Raw genomic sequence first — 18,044 nt, forward strand, 5'->3', positions numbered from 1 at the left:
TGCTCGCGATGGCGGCCTGCCAGTCAGCATTGATGTCGACTGATAGGACCTCATCGCGAGCAGGCTCGCTCCCACATTGGATCTACAGCAGCCAGTAGATCGTATTCCATACGAAAAGCCCGGCGTTCATCACTGAACGCCGGGCTTTTTTGTTACTGGATCAATCAGGCATCCAGCTCGGCCCAACGCTCAACCATCACGTCGAGTTCGGCCTGCAACTGCTCCAACTGAGCAATCACAGCAGCCGACTCGGTAGCAGGTCGCTGATAGAAACCGGCATCAGCCATTTGCGCTTCAACCACAGCAATTTGCTGTTCCATGGCTTCGATCTGACCCGGCAACATTTCCAGCTCACGCTGCAACTTGTAGCTGAGCTTCTTCTTTGCCACTGGCGCTTCAACAGCCGCAACGACGGGCGCAGCTTCAGCTGTCACAACTGCGGAGGTCAGGTCGGCTTTGCCGGACTTGCTCTCGGTCACGCCCAGCAGGCGCGGCGAGCCGCCCTGACGCAGCCAGTCCTGATAACCACCGACGTATTCACGAACCTTGCCTTCACCTTCGAAGACCAGGGTGCTGGTGACCACGTTGTCGAGGAATGCCCGGTCGTGACTGACCATCAGCACGGTGCCGTTGAAGGTCAGCAGCACCTCTTCCAGCAGTTCGAGGGTCTCAACGTCGAGGTCGTTGGTCGGTTCGTCGAGGACCAGCAGGTTCGCCGGCTTGCTGAACAGTTTGGCCAGCAACAGACGGGCACGCTCACCACCGGACAGCGCCTTGACCGGCGTGCGGGCACGCTGCGGGCTGAACAGGAAGTCGCCGAGGTAGCTCAGCACGTGACGGCTCTGACCATCGATATCGATGAAGTCGCGACCTTCAGCCACGTTGTCGATGACGGTCTTTTCCAGGTCCAACTGGTGGCGCAACTGGTCGAAGTAGGCCACGTCGATGCGCGTCCCCTCTTCCACCTTGCCGCTGGTTGGCTGCAGGCCGCTGAGCATCAGCTTCAGCAGCGTAGTCTTGCCGGTACCGTTGGCGCCGAGCAGACCGATACGGTCGCCGCGCGTCAGGACCATCGAGAAATCCTTGATCAGGAACGGGCCGCCCGGGTGAGCAAAGCTCACGTTCTCGAGGACCATCACCTGCTTGCCGGACTTGTCAGCGGTATCCAGTTGGATATTGGCCTTGCCGGTGCGCTCACGACGCTCGCTACGCTCGACGCGCAAGGCTTTCAATGCGCGGACGCGGCCTTCGTTACGGGTGCGACGTGCCTTGATGCCTTGGCGGATCCAGACTTCTTCCTGGGCCAGCTTCTTGTCGAACAGCGCATTGGCGGTTTCTTCAGCCGCCAGCGACGCTTCCTTGTGCACAAGGAAACTGGCGTAGTCGCCGTTCCAGTCGATCAGGCCACCGCGGTCCAGTTCGAGGATGCGGGTCGCGAGGTTTTGCAGGAATGAACGGTCGTGCGTGATGAACAGCACGGCGCCCTGGAAATCCTTCAGCGCTTCTTCGAGCCAGGCGATTGCACCGATGTCCAGGTGGTTGGTCGGTTCGTCGAGCAGCAGCAGGTCCGGTTCGGAAACCAGCGCCTGAGCCAGCAGGACGCGACGACGCCAGCCGCCGGACAATTCGGCGAGGGTCTTGTCGGCCGGCAACTGCAGACGGCTCAACGTGCTGTCGACCAGTTGCTGCAAACGCCAGCCATCGCGGGCTTCGAGGTCGTGCTGGACGTGCATCAGTTTGTCCAGATCAGCGTCGGTGACGATGTTCTGGCTCAGGTGGTGATATTGCGCAAGCAGCTCGCCCACACCGTCCAGGCCTTCGGCCACAACGTCGAACACGGTCCGCTCGTCGGCTACCGGCAATTCTTGGGGCAATTCGCCAATCTTGAGGCCGGGTGCGCGCCAAACGGAGCCGTCATCGGGCTTCTGGTCGCCCTTGACGAGCTTCATCATGCTGGACTTGCCAGTGCCATTGCGGCCGATGATGCACACCCGCTCACCACGGGCGATCTGCCAGGACACCTTGTCCAACAACGGCATAGCGCCGAAAGCAAGGGACACATCGCTGAATTTGAGCAGGGTCATGAGCTTCTCCAAAAACCGGGCGCGCATTCTACCTGACTTGAGGCTTCAGAAGGCCGGCAATTTCACTCTCGAAGCACTCTGCATAACAAATGTTGCGAACTTATGCCGACGGGCCTGCAAAGCTTTCGCCCGTTGCTGGCAAAAGGCTAAGCTACAGACAATTCAGTGCGGGCAATGCCCGCACTTGTCATGATTTCTCTGCCCGGATGTCTCATGCGCAGTCGCCTTTTCAGTCTTTTATCTTGCCTGCTTCTTTCTGCCACTGCCTTTCAGTCAGCCCAGGCAGTGGACCTGTCCACCCAACGTCAGTATTACGATGAAGCCAAGCGTGCCTTGGCCAAGGGCGATTCCGGTCCTTATTTTCGTTACAGCCAGGCCCTCAGGGATTACCCACTGGAGCCGTACCTGGCCTATGACGAGTTGACCGCTCGCCTGAAAACCGCCAGCAATGCCGAAATCGAGAAATTCCTCGCCGAACACGGTGACCTGCCGCAAGCCAACTGGATGAAATTGCGCTGGTTGCGCTGGCTGGCAGAGCGTGGCGACTGGGCGACTTTCGTCAAGTATTACGACCCCAAACTCAACTTCACCGAACTGGACTGCCTGAATGCGCAGCACCAGATCACCCACAATCAGAAGGCCGAGGGTTATGCCAACGCCAACAAACTGTGGCTGACCGGCAAATCCCAACCGGAAGCTTGCGACGCGCTGTTCGGACTATGGGCTGCCGAAGGTCAACTGCCCGAGCAAAAACGTTGGGAACGCGCCAAACTCGCCGCCCAGGCGCGCAATTATCCGCTGGCCAACAGCCTCGTTAACGGACTGACTACCCTCGCCCCGCGCGGTCGGCTGTTGATCGATGTGGCGCAAAAACCCGAACTGCTCAACCAGCCTTCGCGCTTCACTCCGGCTGACGAACCGATGTCCGACGTGGTCAGCCTCGGCCTGCGCCGCCTGGCCAAACAGGACCCGGACAAGGCCATGGCCCTGCTCGACGGTTATGCCAGCAGCATGCACTTCTCCCGCGATGAAAAAGTGGCGATCGCCCGGGAAATCGGACTGACCCTCGCACGACGTTTCGACAGCCGCGCACTGGACGTAATGATCAAGTACGACCCGGAACTGCGCGACAACACGGTGTCTGAATGGCGTCTGCGGTTGCTGTTGCGCCTGGGCCGTTGGGACGATGCCAATCAGTTGACCCGGCGCGTGCCCCAGGACCTGGCGACCACCAATCGCTGGCGCTACTGGCAGGCCCGCAGCCTTGAACTGGCCCAGCCACAGAGCACGGAAGTGCAAGCACTTTATAAAAACCTCGCTCGCGAGCGTGACTTCTATGGTTTCCTCGCGGCTGATCGTTCGCAATCCCCGTATTCGCTGGTCAATAAACCGCTGGTATTGAGCCAGGCGCTGATCAACAAAGTGCGCAACACGCCGGGCGTTCGTCGCGCCCTGGAATTCCACGCACGTGGGCAGATCGTCGATGGTCGCCGCGAGTGGTATCACGTCAGCCGACACTTCAGCCGTGACGAAATGGTCGCCCAGGCAAAACTGGCCTATGACCTGAAATGGTATTTCCCGGCGATCCGCACCATCAGTCAGGCACAGTACTGGGACGATCTGGACATCCGCTTCCCGATGGCCTACCGCGAACCGATGGTCCGTGAAGCCAAAATCCGCGGCCTGCATCCAAGCTGGGTGTTCGCCATCACTCGCCAGGAAAGCGCCTTCATGGCTGACGCCCGCTCCGGCGTCGGCGCCAGCGGCCTGATGCAACTGATGCCCGCCACCGCCAAGGAAACCGCGCGCAAATTCAGCATCCCGCTGGCCTCGCCGCAGCAAGTGCTGGACCCGGATAAAAACATTCAGCTTGGCGCCGCATACCTGAGTCAGGTCCACGCCCAGTTCAACGGCAACCGCGTCCTCGCCTCCGCTGCCTACAACGCCGGCCCCGGCCGCGTGCGCCAGTGGCTGCGTGGCGCAGACCACCTGAGCTTCGACGTCTGGGTGGAAAGCATCCCCTTCGATGAAACCCGTCAGTATGTACAGAACGTGCTGTCGTATTCGGTGATTTACGGCCAGAAGCTCAACTCGCCACAGCCGCTGGTGGATTGGCATGAGCGGTATTTTGACGATCAGTAACCGGTAATGTTGTGTAGGAGATGTCGGACGAGGTCGCATTCAAAAAATCGCAGCCTCGTTTCACTCGACAGCTCCTACACAGTGTTTACAGGTGTAGACCTAGTTCGGCCTTGCCATCACTAAACTGCAACGCCGCCAGCCTTGCATACAATGCATTGCTCGCAATCAACGCCTGATGCGTCCCCACCGCCACCAACTTTCCCTGATCCATCACCGCTATCCGGTCAGCGTTTTTCACGGTGGCCAAACGGTGGGCAATGACCAGCGTGGTGCGGTTTTTCATCAGGCTTGGCAGGGCCTGCTGGATCAAGTGTTCGCTTTGAGCATCGAGGGCACTGGTGGCTTCGTCGAGCAACAGGATCGGCGCGTCCACCAACAACGCCCGGGCGATGGCCAGGCGTTGACGCTGGCCGCCGGATAGACCGAGGCCACCGTCGCCCAGATGCGTCTGGTAACCGTTGGGCATTTGCTCGATGAAGTCGTGGGCGTAGGCGATTTTTGCTGCTTCTTGAACTTGGGCCAAGGTGGCGTTCGGGTTGCCGTAGCGAATGTTCTCTTCGATGCTGCCGAAGAACAGCGCCGGGTTTTGCGAGACCAATGCGAAGCAGCGGCGCAGATCGAGTGGATCAAGGTGAGTCAGCGGCACGCCATCGAGCAGAATCTGTCCGGCGGCCGGATCATAAAAGCGCAGCAGCAGGTCATACACCGTGGATTTTCCGGCCCCGGAGGGCCCTACCAGCGCGAGAGTCTCACCCGCATTAATGGTCAGGCTCAAGCCATCGACGGCATAGCTTTCCGGTCGCGAGGGGTAGGAAAAACGTACGTCCTGCAGAACCAGATCGCCCATCACCCGCTCCGGTAAGGTCACCAGACCGGTGGTCGGCGGCTGGATGATGTTTTCCGAACGCAGCAATTCGGCAATCCGCTCGGCCGCTCCCGCCGCTCGCTGCAACTCGCCGATCACTTCGCTCAAGGTGCCGAAGGCGCTGCCGACGATCAGGCTGTAGAAGACAAACGCGGCCAGTTCACCCGCCGAGATCCGACCCGCAATCACATCCATGCCACCGACCCACAGCATGACGCCCACCGCGCCCAGCACCAGCACGATCACCAGCGTGATCAGCCAGGCGCGTTGGAAGATGCGTTTACGCGCGGTGTTGAACGCTTCTTCCACCGTCACGGCAAAACGCTGCTCATCCTGAACCTGATGGTTGTAGGCCTGCACGGTCTTGATCTGGCTGAGTGTTTCGGAGACGTAGCTGCCGATATCAGCGATCCGGTCCTGACTGAGGCGCGACAGGTTGCGTACCCGGCGGCCGAAAATCAGGATCGGGGCGATGACCAACGGCAAGGCGACAACCACGATGCTGGTGAGTTTGGGATTGGTGATAAACAGCAGCACAATCCCTCCGATGACCATCAGCAAATTGCGCAAAAACAGCGACAACGAAGAGCCGATCACCGATTGCAGCAACGTTGTATCGGCGGTCAGCCGCGACTGGATCTCGGAGCTGCGATTGTTTTCGTAGAAGCCCGGATGCAGATAGACAAGGTGGTTGAACACTTGTCGGCGGATGTCCGCGACCACGCGTTCGCCGATCCACGACACCAGATAAAAACGCGCGAAAGTGCCAATCGCCAGTCCCACCACCAGCACCATGAACAAGCCGATAGACTGATTGAGCAAGTGCGGTGACTGGGTCATGAACCCCTGATCTACCAGCAGGCGAATGCCCTGCCCCATCGACAAGGTAATGCCGGCGGTGACAATCAACGCGAGCAAGGCGCCAAAGGCTGGCCAGCGATAGGGCGCAAGAAAGCGCAGGGCCAGGCGGATCGCGCGGCGGTGACGGGCAGAGAGCATCGCAGTTATCCAGGTACGCCAATGAAAGGGCCAGCCTACACTGTCAGACGCAAAACCCTGTAAATCACAATGAGTCAGGTTAATTATGACCGCGATGACTAGTCTCTAGACGCTATTGGTCTAAAGTCCGGGTGGCAAGGTTTTTAAATTTCTGGTGGACTGACGTTACCGCTTGGGAAAGATCGCAGGGAGTTGTCATAGCCCGGTCACCTGGCGGTTGTAAAGTAGGCACACAACCTGATGAGGAGACAGGCCATGTCCTTGCAAAACAGCAGCGTAGACAAGATTCAAGTGATCCGCACACAGCCCGACCAGTCTCTGGGTTGCTCGATTATCGATGCCGATGGGCGTGAAGTACCGATCACTGAAGAAATGATCCAGTGCGCTTGCCGCGAACTGGAACAGCGATTGGTCCAGCCTGCCGAACAAAAGTGATATAGCCACCGTCTTCTTGACCCGGCCCTGGTGGGCCGGGTTTTTTATGGGTGCTTATCTGGAAATTGCAGTGAGGCCATCGCTGGCAAGCCAGGCTCCTACAGGATTTGCGTTTACCTGTAGGAGCCTGGCTTGCCAGCGATTGGGGCCGACTCGGTCTCTATAATGCCGACGCCCCCAACGCCGCCACTATCTGCTGCAACTCAGCCGACTCCCCCTCAATCCGCACCTGCAACCCATCAATCTCCCGTCGCTGCGGATAATGCTTGCGCAGCGCATCAAACGCCGCACGCTGCTCGCTCACATTGCCTACCAGACTGCGCCGAAAATCCGCATCGTCACGGCGCGGGTCGTACACCCCACGGCATAACATGGCCAACGCCCACGCCGGATCAGTCTGCGCATGCAGGGTCACGTGCGACAACCACGGCGCCGGCAATAAATCGCTGAGGCTGATGTCGGCCGGGCGCCCGAGAAAATCGCAATACGCCTGATAAATTTGCGCCGTCCCGCGCTGTCTTCCTTCAAGGCTGTACCCGGCAATATGCGGCGTCGCCAGCACACACAACTCAGCCAGCGCCACGTCGACCTCAGGCTCGCCTTCCCACACGTCGAGCACCGCTTGCAGGTCTTCGCGCTCAAGCAGCACCTGACGCAGGGCGGCGTTATCGACCACCGGGCCACGACTGGCATTGATCAGCCACGCGCCAGGCTTGAGCTGGTTCAAGCGTTTTTTATCGAGCAGATGCCAGGTCGACTGCGCGCCGTGCTTCTTTAAAGGGGTGTGCAGACTGATAACGTCGCATTGCTCAATGATCTGTTCGAGGCTGACAAAGTCACCGCCTTCAGCTGCTTGCCGGGGTGGATCGCACACCAGCACCTTCCAGCCCAGGCCTTGCAGGGCCTTGACGAGACGACCACCGACTTGGCCGGCACCGACCACGCCATACGTGCGTTGAGTCAGGTCAGCACCTTCGATTTCAGCCAGGGTCAGCAGGCTGCCGAGCACGTAATCGACAACGCCCCGGGCATTGCAGCCGGGGGCGCTGGACCAGGTGATTGCATTTTTTTGAAAGTAATCCAGGTCCAGGTGATCGGTGCCGATGGTGCAAGTGCCGACAAAACGCACGTTGCTGCCTTCGAGCAAGGCACGATTGACGTTGGTCACTGAGCGGACCAGCAGCACATCGGCGTGCTCGACGGTAGCGCGGTCGATGGAACGTCCCGGTACCCGGCGGATTTCACCGAAACCTGAGAAGAAGGCATCGAGCAGCGGGATATTTTCGTCGGCAACAATCAGCATGGCAGGCTCCTTTGGCGGATCGGCAGTGTAGGCGTAGATGCCTATAGTGAGCCAGTGAGCATTACGCTTCCTTGTAGCAGCAGGCTGCTACAAGGGATGTCGCAACGTTCGAAATACGATTACAAATCCCTAACACAGGACTTTTCCTGACCACTGCGTCAGCGCGTAGAATGCGTCGCCTTGCGCATTAACACCTTTGGACGTTTCGCCTTTGAATTCCGTGACTGACCGCCCTGCCGCTACCGCCCTCACCCGCCCGGCCCGGGTTCGCCTTGAGCTGAAAAACCTGCTCACCCTGGCGCTGCCGATCATGATCGCGCAACTGGCCACCACCGCCATGGGTTTCGTCGACGCGGTGATGGCGGGCCGGGTCGGGCCTCGCGACTTGGCGGCGGTAGCGCTGGGCAACTCAATCTGGGTGCCGGTGTTTCTGCTGATGACCGGCACTTTGCTGGCCACCACCCCAAAAGTTGCCCAGCGTTTTGGCGCCGGCACCCACAGTGAAATCGGCCCGATTGTGCGTCAGGCACTGTGGCTGGCCTTAGTGGTGGGTTTGCTGGCGACCGGCATGCTGTTTAGCGCTGAGCCAATCCTGCACTTCATGAAGGTTGATCCCGAATTGATCGGCCCGTGCATGCAGTACCTGCACGGCATCGCCAGCGGTTTGCCCGCCGTCGCCTTCTACCATGTGTTGCGCTGTTTCAGTGATGGCCTGGGCCGTACGCGCCCGGCGATGGTGCTTGGCTTGTGCGGGCTGGCGCTGAACATTCCACTGAATTACATCTTCATCTATGGCCACTTCGGCGTACCCGCCATGGGCGGTGTCGGCTGCGGCTGGGCCACGGCGATTGTGATGTGGGTGATGGCATTGGGCATGGCCGGCTGGGAACGCTGGGCGCCGGCTTATCAGTCGAGTCAGTTGTTCAGCCGTTTTGACTGGCCACAATGGTCGGTGATCAAACGCTTGCTGGGCATCGGTCTGCCGATCGGCATCGCAGTGTTCGCCGAGTCGAGCATTTTTGCGGTGATTGCGCTATTGATCGGCAGCCTCGGCGCCACGGTGGTGGCCGGGCACCAGATCGCCCTGAACTTCAGTTCGCTGGTGTTCATGATCCCTTACTCCCTCGGCATGGCGGTGACGGTGCGGGTCGGCCAGGCCCTCGGTCGTCAGGAGCCACGCGAGGCACGATTCGCCGCCGGTGTCGGCATGGGCACGGCGCTGGCTTATGCCTGCCTGTCCGCGAGCTTGATGTTGATGTTGCGTGAGCCGATTGCAGCGATCTACACGGCTGACCCGACGGTGATTCAAGTGGCCGCGATGCTGATTGTGTACTCGGCGCTGTTCCAGTTTTCCGATGCCATTCAGGTGACGGCGGCCGGTGCATTGCGCGGTTACCAGGACACGCGAGTGACGATGATCCTGACGCTGTTCGCGTACTGGGGGATTGGTTTGCCGGTGGGTTACGCGTTGGGCCTGACCGATTGGTTCGGCGCACCAAGCGGCCCGAGCGGGCTGTGGCAAGGCTTGATCGTGGGCTTGAGTTGCGCGGCGCTGATGCTGTCGATCCGCCTGGCGCGCAGTGCACGCAAGCGGATCCGCATCAGCCATTCGGCGGGTTAAGCGAGTTTCTTGCGGATCCAGTACAGGTAGGTGCCCGCCTCTTCGTGCTGCGCCACCAGTTCGTGGTCAAGAAACACGCAGAACTTGGGAATGTCGCGACGGGTCGACGGGTCGGTCGCGATCACCTTGAGCAGGCCGCCGGGCACCAGGTCACGGATGTGCTGGTGCAGCATCATGACCGGTTCCGGGCAGTTGAGGCCCGTGGCGTCGAGGGTGCCGTCTACCGGCGTATCAAGCATTTCACTCATGATTAACTCCTGAAACTGGCCGGCATTGTCGCGCATTGCCGGGTGTTCGGTCATCTGTGGCTGATCGTTCCCACGCTCTGCGTGGGAATGCCGCCGGGGACGCTCCGCGTTCCGCCTTTGGATGTGACGCGGAGCGTCACGGGATGCATCCCCACGCAGAGCGTGGGAACGATCAGTACGCACAATCAGCGGGATTTGGGTTTCTTTACGTCGAGCCGGCGCAGGTGGCACGTCACTTCTTCACGATCGTGATACAGCTGTTTGCAGCCGATCTCGACCCGAATCCCGCGCTCCTTGAAGCCGTCGGCGATGCGTTCCAGCAATCGTTTCACTTCGGCGTAACGCTGTTTCATCGGCAGTTTGAGGTTGACCACCGCTTCTCGGCAATGGCCCTCGCCAATCCACTCTTCCAGCATCGCGGCGTTACGCGCCGGTTTCTCGACGATGTCGCAGACCATCCAGTCCACCGGCTGCCGGGGCTTGAAGGTAAAACCGTCCGCCATCAAGTGTTGCACCAAACCGGTGTCCATCAGGCTTTCAGCCATCGGGCCGTTGTCGATGGCCGTCACCAGCATGCCACGATTGACCAATTGCCAGGTCCAGCCGCCGGGCGCAGCGCCCAAGTCAACGCCGGTCATGTCACTGTGCAGACGCTCATCCCACTGATCACGCGGGATGAAGTGATGCCAGGCCTCTTCCAGCTTCAGCGTCGAGCGGCTTGGCGCCTCACGCGGGAACTTCAGGCGTGGAATGCCCATCGGCCACATCGCCGAGTTATTCGACTCGGCCAAGCCCATGAACACTTCACGACCGCTCTTGAAGGTCAGCAGCAGACGCGGTTTGTGTGCATCTTCCACCAGTTTGCCGGCGGCCATCAGTGCCTTGCGCAGGTGACCTTCAAATTTCTTGCAGAAGTTCGACAGTTCCTTGCCATCGTTGGTGTCGACCATTTCCAGCCACAGGCTGCCGCACAGCGGAAAGTCCGCCATATGCGCGAGTATCACACTGATGCGATCGGTTTCCGGCAGATCGATGAAGATCCCGCGCGCCCATTGGCGCGGGAAGATCAGATCGGCGAAACGCTGGCCACGCATCAGGCGCTCGGCGCCGTCTTCTTCGGTGCAGATAAACTCGGCGCAGGCGCTGGCGGTTTTGGCCTTGGCATAACCGGCCACGTTCAGGCGTGCAGCGTGTTCGGCTATCTCGGAACAGACTTCGCCTTCGAAGCCCGGCCGGCAGTGCATAAAGAGGGTGTTCATTGAATCTCCTGGGCAATCGGCAATGAATCGATGCGCAAACTTGCCCTGTAGCAAAGCCTGTCACGAAAACCGGCGCATGATAGCCGAGTTCGGAACCTTGGACTTCACCATAGAGTCCAGTTATTAGCCTTAACGTCCAAACAGGGCTAGGTTTAGAGCTCTGTTCGTCCCGTCAGTCCGTAGCCGTGCGGACCAAAAGGAGTCATTTCAATGCCGTCCCTCGATAGCCTGAAAACCCTTAAAACCCTGCAAGTCGACGACAAGACGTACCACTATTTCAGTCTGCCCGAGGCGGCCAAGAGCCTCGGTGATCTCGACCCATTGCCCATGTCGTTGAAAGTGCTGCTGGAAAACCTGCTGCGCTGGGAGGACGAAAAAACCGTCACCGGCGCCGACCTCAAAGCGATTGCCGCGTGGCTCAAGGAGCGTCGCTCCGACCGGGAAATTCAGTACCGTCCCGCTCGCGTATTAATGCAGGACTTTACCGGCGTTCCCGCCGTGGTCGACCTGGCTGCCATGCGCGCCGCCATGGCCAAGGCCGGCGGCGACCCGCAGCGCATCAATCCGCTGTCACCGGTGGATTTGGTGATCGACCATTCGGTGATGGTCGACAAGTTTGCCAGTTCAACCGCCTTCGAACAGAACGTCGACATCGAAATGCAACGCAACGGTGAGCGTTACGCGTTCTTGCGCTGGGGCCAGAGCGCCTTTCACAACTTCAGCGTTGTGCCGCCGGGCACCGGGATTTGCCATCAGGTCAACCTCGAATACCTGGGTCGCACGGTCTGGACCAAGGACGAGGACGGCCGCACCTATGCCTTCCCCGACACCCTGGTCGGCACTGATTCCCACACCACCATGATCAACGGCCTCGGCGTCCTCGGCTGGGGTGTCGGCGGGATCGAAGCGGAAGCGGCGATGCTCGGCCAACCGGTGTCGATGCTGATCCCCGAAGTGATCGGTTTCAAACTCACCGGCAAACTCAAGGAAGGCATCACCGCCACCGACCTGGTGCTGACCGTCACGCAGATGCTGCGCAAGAAAGGCGTGGTCGGCAAATTCGTCGAGTTCTACGGCGACGGCCTCGCCGACCTGCCGCTGGCCGACCGCGCGACCATCGCCAACATGGCCCCGGAATACGGCGCCACCTGCGGCTTCTTCCCGGTGGACGACGTGACGCTGGAGTATTTGCGCCTGTCCGGCCGCCCGGTCGAAGTGGTCAAACTGGTCGAGGCCTATACCAAAGCCCAGGGCTTGTGGCGGTTGCCGGGCAAGGAACCGGTGTTCACTGACAGCCTGGCGCTGGACATGGCCAGCGTCGAAGCCAGCCTTGCCGGACCCAAGCGCCCACAAGATCGGGTGTCGTTGCCGAATGTCGCGCAGGCGTTCAGCGACTTTCTGGGTCTGCAATTCAAACCCACCAGCAAGGAAGAAGGCCGCCTGGAAAGTGAGGGCGGTGGCGGCGTCGCCGTGGGCAATGCTGATCTGGCCGGTGAAGCGGACTACGAACATGGCGGTCAGACCTATCGCCTGAAAAACGGCGCGGTGGTGATTGCCGCGATCACGTCCTGCACCAACACCTCCAACCCGAGCGTGATGATGGCGGCAGGTCTGGTGGCGAAAAAGGCTGTGGAGAAAGGCCTGAAACGCAAACCGTGGGTCAAGACGTCCCTGGCGCCCGGCTCGAAAGTGGTCACCGACTATTACAAGGCGGCCGGCCTGACTCAGTACCTCGATGAACTCGGCTTTGCCTTGGTCGGCTACGGTTGCACCACCTGCATCGGTAACTCCGGACCTTTAGCTGAACCGATCGAAAAAGCCATCCAGAAAGCCGATCTCGCTGTGGCCTCGGTGTTGTCCGGCAACCGCAACTTTGAAGGCCGCGTGCATCCGCTGGTAAAAACCAACTGGCTGGCCTCCCCGCCCTTGGTTGTCGCCTACGCGCTGGCCGGCACGGTGCGTATCGACATCAGCAGTGAACCGCTGGGCAACGACAAGGATGGCAACCCGGTGTACTTGCGCGACATCTGGCCGAGCAGCAAAGAAATTGCCGACTCGGTGAATCAGGTCAACACCGCCATGTTCCACAAGGAATACGCCGAAGTGTTTGCCGGCGACGAGCAATGGCAAGCCATCCAGGTACCGCAAGCGGCGACCTACGTGTGGCAGGATGATTCGACCTACATCCAGCACCCGCCGTTCTTCGATGATATCGGCGGCCCACCGCCCGTGGTCAAGGACGTCGTCGGGGCCAGAGTGCTTGCGCTGCTGGGCGACTCGGTGACCACCGACCACATCTCCCCCGCCGGCAATATCAAGGCCGACAGCCCCGCCGGCCAGTACTTGCGCGACAAAGGCGTGGAACCGCGCGACTTCAACTCCTACGGCTCGCGTCGCGGCAACCATGAAGTGATGATGCGCGGCACCTTTGCCAACATCCGTATCCGTAACGAAATGCTCGGCGGCGAGGAAGGCGGCAACACCTTCTATATTCCCACCATGGAGAAAATGTCGATCTATGACGCGGCTATGCGATATCAAGCCTCGGGCACGCCGCTGGTGGTGATTGCCGGCCAGGAATACGGCACCGGCTCAAGCCGCGACTGGGCGGCCAAGGGCACCAATCTGCTGGGCGTGAAAGCGGTCATCGCCGAAAGCTTCGAACGCATCCACCGTTCCAACCTGGTCGGCATGGGCGTGCTGCCGCTGCAGTTCAAACTGGATCAGAACCGCAAAAGCCTGAACCTGACCGGCAAGGAAACGCTGGAGATCCTCGGATTGACCGGCGTAGAGCTGACACCGAGGATGAACCTGACGCTGGCGATCACCCGTGAAGATGGCAGCAAGGAAAAGATTGAAGTGCTGTGCCGGATCGACACGCTCAATGAAGTGGAGTACTTCAAGTCAGGCGGGATCCTGCATTACGTGTTGCGACAGCTAATCGCGTCCTGAAGGACCGCAAACTTGTAGGAGCTGGCTTGCCAGCGAAGGCGGTCGTGCGACGTGCGGCGGCAATGAAGACGCCTTCGCCGGCAAGCCGGCTCCTACGGGTTTTGTGTCGTCCACAAAATCAGGGTGTGCACGGGGTTGGTGGCGTCCGAAAAATGATGGCGTGTACGGCGATTTTGTAGGAGCTGGCTTGCCAGCGAAGGCGGCCGTGCGACGTGCGGCGGTAATGAGGACGCCTTCGCCGGCAAGCCGGCTCCTACGGGGTATGTGTGGTCCACAACATCAAGGTGAGTACGGATTTTTGTAGGAGCTGGCTTGCCAGCGAAGGCGGTCGTGCGACGTGCCGCGCCAATGAAGACGCCTTCGCCGGCAAGCCGGCTCCTACGGGGTTTGTGTGGTCCACAACATCAAGGTGAGTACGGATTTTTGTAGGAGCTGGCTTGCCAGCGAAGGCGGCCGTGCGACGTGCCGCGGTAATGACGACGCCTTCGCCGGCAAGCCGGCTCCTACGGGGTTTGTGTGGTCCACAACATCAAGGTGAATACGAATTTTTGTAGGAGCTGGCTTGCCAGCGAAGGCGGTCGTGCGACGTGCGGCGGTAATGAAGACGCCTTCGCCGGCAAGCCGGCTCCTACGGGTTTTGTGTGGTCCACAAAATCAAAGTGAGTACGGATTTTTGTCGGCGCTGGCTTGCCAGCGAAGGCGGCCGTGCGACGTGCGGCGCCAATAAAGACGCCTTCGCCGGCAAGCCGGCTCCTACGGGGTATGTGTGGTCCACAACATCAAGGTGAGTACGGATTTTTGTAGGAGCTGGCTTGCCAGCGAAGGCGACCGTGCGACGTGCGGCGGTAATGAAGACGCCTTCGCCGGCAAGCCGGCTCCTACGGGGTATGTGTGGTCCACAACATCAAGGTGAATACGGATTTTTGTAGGAGCTGGCTTGCCAGCGAAGGCGGCCGTGCGACGTGCGGCGGTAATGAGGACGCCTTCGCCGGCAAGCCGGCTCCTACGGGGTATGTGTGGTCCACAACATCAAGGTGAGTACGGATTTTTGTAGGAGCTGGCTTGCCAGCGAAGGCGGTCGTGCGACGTGCCGCGCCAATGAAGACGCCTTCGCCGGCAAGCCGGCTCCTACGGGGATTGTGTGGTCCACAACATCAAGGTGAGTACCGATTTTGTAGGCGCTGGCTTGCCAGCGAAGGCGGCCGTGCGACGTGCCGCGGCAATGAGGACGCCTTCGCCGGCAAGCCGGCTCCTACGGGTTTTGTATGGTCCACAAAATGGCTCGGAGAACCGAGACTAGCACTCCGTATCCCCTACAATCCTGAAATGCCCAACCCAACCATTGATCGAAGTCACAACAACCGTAAGCGCCGCCAGTATCAACAACGTCACACCAACAACAGGCCAATTCATCATGCGCATCCCCAGGTTCAGGAAAATCCGGCAGAGCGCCATTCAAGTGAATGTCAGGCACCTGTAAAAAATATTCACAAGTTCAGTTCTACACACCGCATGTTATGGAAAAAAGTCAGTTCCTTTATTGCTGATCCACGGCCATTTCTGCCTAAATGCCCCGCAAAAGGTAGTCTCGCCAGTCAATAAGGATGACCCCATGCTCGTACTGCCCTGGCCGTACCTGACCCTCCTCTCTGCCGGCTATGTCCTGGCACTCACCTACGGACAACTAACGGCACAGGCGAGCATTGCGATCATCCTGCTGCTGCTCGCCGGTTTTGCCGCCCGACAACATCACTACCGCTACGGCCGCTATGTCGGTCATATCCTGTTCATCCTCCTGGCACTCGCTTTGGCACTCCACTGGTGGCCAGGGTTTTACAACGCGAGGATGATCGACAACGAGCGCTTTACCGAGGACGCCGTGCCGTTCTCGATGAACCTCAACCTGGACAAACCACTGATAGGCTTCTGGTTGCTACTCGTCTGCCCGTGGATCGTCGCCCCCCACTCGTTGACACAGACATTAAAGTCCAGCGCGCTGGCCATCAGCCTGATAGCACTCGCCACGCTGGGTGGAGCCTGGCTGCTGGGGATCGTCGAGTGGTCACCGAAATGGCCGGAACAGGCATGGCTGTGGATAAACAACAACCTGCTGCTGGTGACATTAGTAGAAGAGGCCCTGTTTCGCGGCTACCTGCAAGGAGGCCTGAGCCGGCGTTTCCAACACCTGGCCTATGGCGAACACCTCGCCTTGTTGATCGCGGCGCTCCTGTTCGGGCTAGCCCATTGGGGTGCGGGCTGGGAATGGGTATTGCTGGCAAGCCTGGCCGGTGCCGGTTATGGACTGGCCTATCGCTACGGCGGATTGGCGGCGGCCATCGCCACCCACTTCGGAATTAATTTGTTGCACTTCGGACTGTTTACCTACCCGATGCTGGCCGCCTGATTCAGGACGGGAGCACACCTCCGCAGGGCCTGACTCAGCGGTAAAAACCTTCAAAATGCCCTCAACGTTGGCAAAATCAGCCGATCATCGGTAGGGAACTACGCAGCTTGACTCCTGTCAGCCACAGCGTTTAACCTCCCGCCCCACGAATGGAAGCGATTTGTCCTACAGCGACAGATAAGTCCTCTAAAAATGAATTGAAGCAACGCGTTTACCGCGCCGTTGTGCTGCGCGGTAAATCATGCTCAAGCCCCGCTCTCCCCTCCAAATCAAAAAATCCGTCATTTTTGCGTTGGTGTTGCGTGAAGCGCGTTCGCGTTTTGGCCAGCGACGTATGGGTGCAATCTGGACGCTGATCGAGCCAATTTGTCACCTGTTGATTCTAAGTTTGCTGTTCGGCCTGCTTCGTGGCCGCACTGTGGCCGGCATCGACTACCCCGTTTTTGTACTAGTCGGTCTCGCACCCTTCCTGCTGTTCCGCAACACCGCCTTGCGTCTGATGAACAGTCCCAAGGAAAACCGCTCGCTATTTGCTTATAAACAAATCAAGCCACTCGACACTTTTATTGCCCGAGTGCTGGTGGAATTCAGCATTTCAGCGACTGTGTACGCCATTCTGGTGTTCGGTTTCGCTTGGTATGGTTTCGACATGTCGATCAAATCGCCCATCGAGTGGATGCTGACCATTCTGTTGGGCGTATTGTTTTCTTTTGGCCTGGGCATGCTGTTGTCGCTGATCGCCCATGCCATGCCCAGCAGCACGCTGTTTCTGCGGATGTTGTTTTTCCCGCTGTATTTTATATCCGGCGTACTCATCCCCGCCGCCTACCTGCCGCACGCCATGCTGCCGCTGCTGCTGCTCAATCCTTTCCTGCACCTGCTGGAATTGATTCGCGCCGAAATCTTCCCGCACTACGTTCCAGTCGACGGCGTTTCGGTGCACTACGTGATCGCCTTCACCCTGGTCTTGCTGTTCGTCTCCCTGGGCACTTATCGGGTTCGTCGACTGCATTTGATCTCCACCAAGAACGGCTAACCGCAGGCTTCCCGTGTTCGAGCTCAGAAATCTCACCAAGTCGTACCTGACCCCCAAGGGTCGTCGCCACGTGTTTCGTGATCTGTCACTGAAGATCCCCGCCGGCAAGAACATCGGCCTGATCGGCCGCAACGGCGCAGGCAAGTCGACCTTGATGCGCCTGCTGGGCGGCGCCGACGTGCCGGACTCCGGCACCATCGTCACCGATAAAAGTGTTTCCTGGCCCGTGGGCTTGTCCGGCGGTTTCCAGGGCAGCATGACCGGCCGGGAAAACATCAAGTTCGTCAGCCGGGTCTACGGCGCGGTCGGCGATGCCATGCGTCAGAAGGTCAGCTATGTCGAAGACTTTGCCGAAATCGGCAGCTGGATCGACGAACCGGTCAAGACCTACTCCTCCGGCATGCGCTCGCGCCTGGCCTTTGGCCTGAGCATGGCCTTCGACTTCGACTACTACCTGATCGACGAAGTGATGTCGGTGGGTGATGCCCAGTTCAAGCGCAAGTGCGCTGAGGTGTTTGAAGCACGCCTGCAGAAATCCAAGGTGGTGCTGGTTTCCCACAGCATGCCCGAAATCAAAAAGCTCTGTGACGTCGTACTGCTGGTACGCGATGGCGGAGTACAGATCTATGACGATGTCGATGAAGGCATCAAGGCCTACAACACCTGATCACCTGACCGTGGCGTGATTGTTTTATT

At 59.4% G+C, this 18,044-nt stretch carries 12 protein-coding genes; 7 read left to right on the plus strand and 5 right to left on the minus strand.

Annotated features, from left to right (window positions below):
- Window positions 1-164: 164 nt before the first annotated feature.
- Entirely contained in the window at window positions 165-2,084 is a 1,920-nt protein-coding gene (locus KGB06_RS02660; protein WP_223511688.1) for an ATP-binding cassette domain-containing protein, read from the minus strand.
- Window positions 2,085-2,297: 213 nt separating this feature from the next.
- Between KGB06_RS02660 and KGB06_RS02665 the strand changes: the two genes are divergently transcribed.
- Window positions 2,298-4,226 carry a transglycosylase SLT domain-containing protein gene (locus tag KGB06_RS02665; protein WP_223511689.1) on the plus strand — a complete coding sequence of 643 codons (1,929 nt, stop codon included), beginning with the start codon at window positions 2,298-2,300 and terminating at the stop codon, window positions 4,224-4,226.
- Window positions 4,227-4,311: 85 nt separating this feature from the next.
- Here KGB06_RS02665 and KGB06_RS02670 read toward each other — a convergent pair whose 3' ends face one another.
- Entirely contained in the window at window positions 4,312-6,099 is a 1,788-nt protein-coding gene (locus KGB06_RS02670; RefSeq protein ID WP_223511775.1) for an ABC transporter transmembrane domain-containing protein, read from the minus strand.
- Between the two features lie 246 nt (window positions 6,100-6,345).
- Between KGB06_RS02670 and KGB06_RS02675 the strand changes: the two genes are divergently transcribed.
- Window positions 6,346-6,525: a PA1571 family protein gene (locus tag KGB06_RS02675; protein WP_223511690.1), complete on the plus strand. Its 180-nt coding sequence runs from the start codon at window positions 6,346-6,348 to the stop codon at window positions 6,523-6,525.
- Window positions 6,526-6,685: 160 nt separating this feature from the next.
- Here the strand turns inward: KGB06_RS02675 and pdxB are convergent, their stop codons facing one another.
- A complete protein-coding gene (gene pdxB, locus KGB06_RS02680) occupies window positions 6,686-7,828 on the minus strand; it encodes a 4-phosphoerythronate dehydrogenase PdxB (RefSeq protein ID WP_223511691.1) in 1,143 nt (380 codons plus the stop codon).
- Between the two features lie 211 nt (window positions 7,829-8,039).
- Here pdxB and KGB06_RS02685 point away from each other — a divergent pair, with 211 nt between their 5' ends.
- Entirely contained in the window at window positions 8,040-9,449 is a 1,410-nt protein-coding gene (locus KGB06_RS02685; RefSeq protein WP_223511692.1) for an MATE family efflux transporter, read from the plus strand.
- Here the strand turns inward: KGB06_RS02685 and tusA are convergent.
- Window positions 9,446-9,697: a sulfurtransferase TusA gene (tusA, locus tag KGB06_RS02690; protein WP_007945068.1), complete on the minus strand. Its 252-nt coding sequence runs from the start codon at window positions 9,695-9,697 to the stop codon at window positions 9,446-9,448. The two genes, KGB06_RS02685 and tusA, sit on opposite strands and share 4 nt — an antisense overlap.
- A 185-nt stretch (window positions 9,698-9,882) precedes the next feature.
- Window positions 9,883-10,956: a 23S rRNA (cytidine(2498)-2'-O)-methyltransferase RlmM gene (gene rlmM / locus KGB06_RS02695; protein ID WP_223511694.1), complete on the minus strand. Its 1,074-nt coding sequence runs from the start codon at window positions 10,954-10,956 to the stop codon at window positions 9,883-9,885.
- 210 nt (window positions 10,957-11,166) lie between these two features.
- Here rlmM and acnA point away from each other — a divergent pair, with 210 nt between their 5' ends.
- From acnA to KGB06_RS02715, 4 genes are all read left to right on the plus strand, one after another.
- Window positions 11,167-13,908: an aconitate hydratase AcnA gene (gene acnA / locus KGB06_RS02700; protein WP_223511696.1), complete on the plus strand. Its 2,742-nt coding sequence runs from the start codon at window positions 11,167-11,169 to the stop codon at window positions 13,906-13,908.
- Between the two features lie 1,612 nt (window positions 13,909-15,520).
- Complete coding sequence (locus tag KGB06_RS02705; protein ID WP_223511697.1) at window positions 15,521-16,312, plus strand: CPBP family intramembrane glutamic endopeptidase; 792 nt, start codon at window positions 15,521-15,523, stop codon at window positions 16,310-16,312.
- A 241-nt stretch (window positions 16,313-16,553) separates the two neighbouring features.
- A complete protein-coding gene (locus tag KGB06_RS02710) occupies window positions 16,554-17,348 on the plus strand; it encodes an ABC transporter permease (protein ID WP_223511698.1) in 795 nt (264 codons plus the stop codon).
- 13 nt (window positions 17,349-17,361) lie between these two features.
- The gene (locus KGB06_RS02715; RefSeq protein ID WP_223511700.1) at window positions 17,362-18,015 is read left to right on the plus strand and encodes an ABC transporter ATP-binding protein; all 654 of its coding nucleotides are present in this window, start codon (window positions 17,362-17,364) and stop codon (window positions 18,013-18,015) included.
- The last annotated feature ends 29 nt before the right edge of the window (window positions 18,016-18,044 follow it).

Source organism: Pseudomonas sp. GL-B-19 (assembly GCF_019956415.1).
GTDB lineage: Bacteria > Pseudomonadota > Gammaproteobacteria > Pseudomonadales > Pseudomonadaceae > Aquipseudomonas.

What these genes read in the sequence shown, in the direction of transcription:
- KGB06_RS02660 (WP_223511688.1), bottom strand. Translation starts at nt 2,084, where the DNA reads ATGACCCTGCTCAAATTCAGCGATGTGTCCCTTGCTTTCGGCGCTATG.
- KGB06_RS02665 (WP_223511689.1), top strand. Translation starts at nt 2,298, where the DNA reads ATGCGCAGTCGCCTTTTCAGTCTTTTATCTTGCCTGCTTCTTTCTGCC.
- KGB06_RS02675 (WP_223511690.1), top strand. Translation starts at nt 6,346, where the DNA reads ATGTCCTTGCAAAACAGCAGCGTAGACAAGATTCAAGTGATCCGCACA.
- pdxB (WP_223511691.1), bottom strand. Translation starts at nt 7,828, where the DNA reads ATGCTGATTGTTGCCGACGAAAATATCCCGCTGCTCGATGCCTTCTTC.
- tusA (WP_007945068.1), bottom strand. Translation starts at nt 9,697, where the DNA reads ATGAGTGAAATGCTTGATACGCCGGTAGACGGCACCCTCGACGCCACG.
- rlmM (WP_223511694.1), bottom strand. Translation starts at nt 10,956, where the DNA reads ATGAACACCCTCTTTATGCACTGCCGGCCGGGCTTCGAAGGCGAAGTC.
- acnA (WP_223511696.1), top strand. Translation starts at nt 11,167, where the DNA reads ATGCCGTCCCTCGATAGCCTGAAAACCCTTAAAACCCTGCAAGTCGAC.
- KGB06_RS02705 (WP_223511697.1), top strand. Translation starts at nt 15,521, where the DNA reads ATGCTCGTACTGCCCTGGCCGTACCTGACCCTCCTCTCTGCCGGCTAT.
- KGB06_RS02710 (WP_223511698.1), top strand. Translation starts at nt 16,554, where the DNA reads ATGCTCAAGCCCCGCTCTCCCCTCCAAATCAAAAAATCCGTCATTTTT.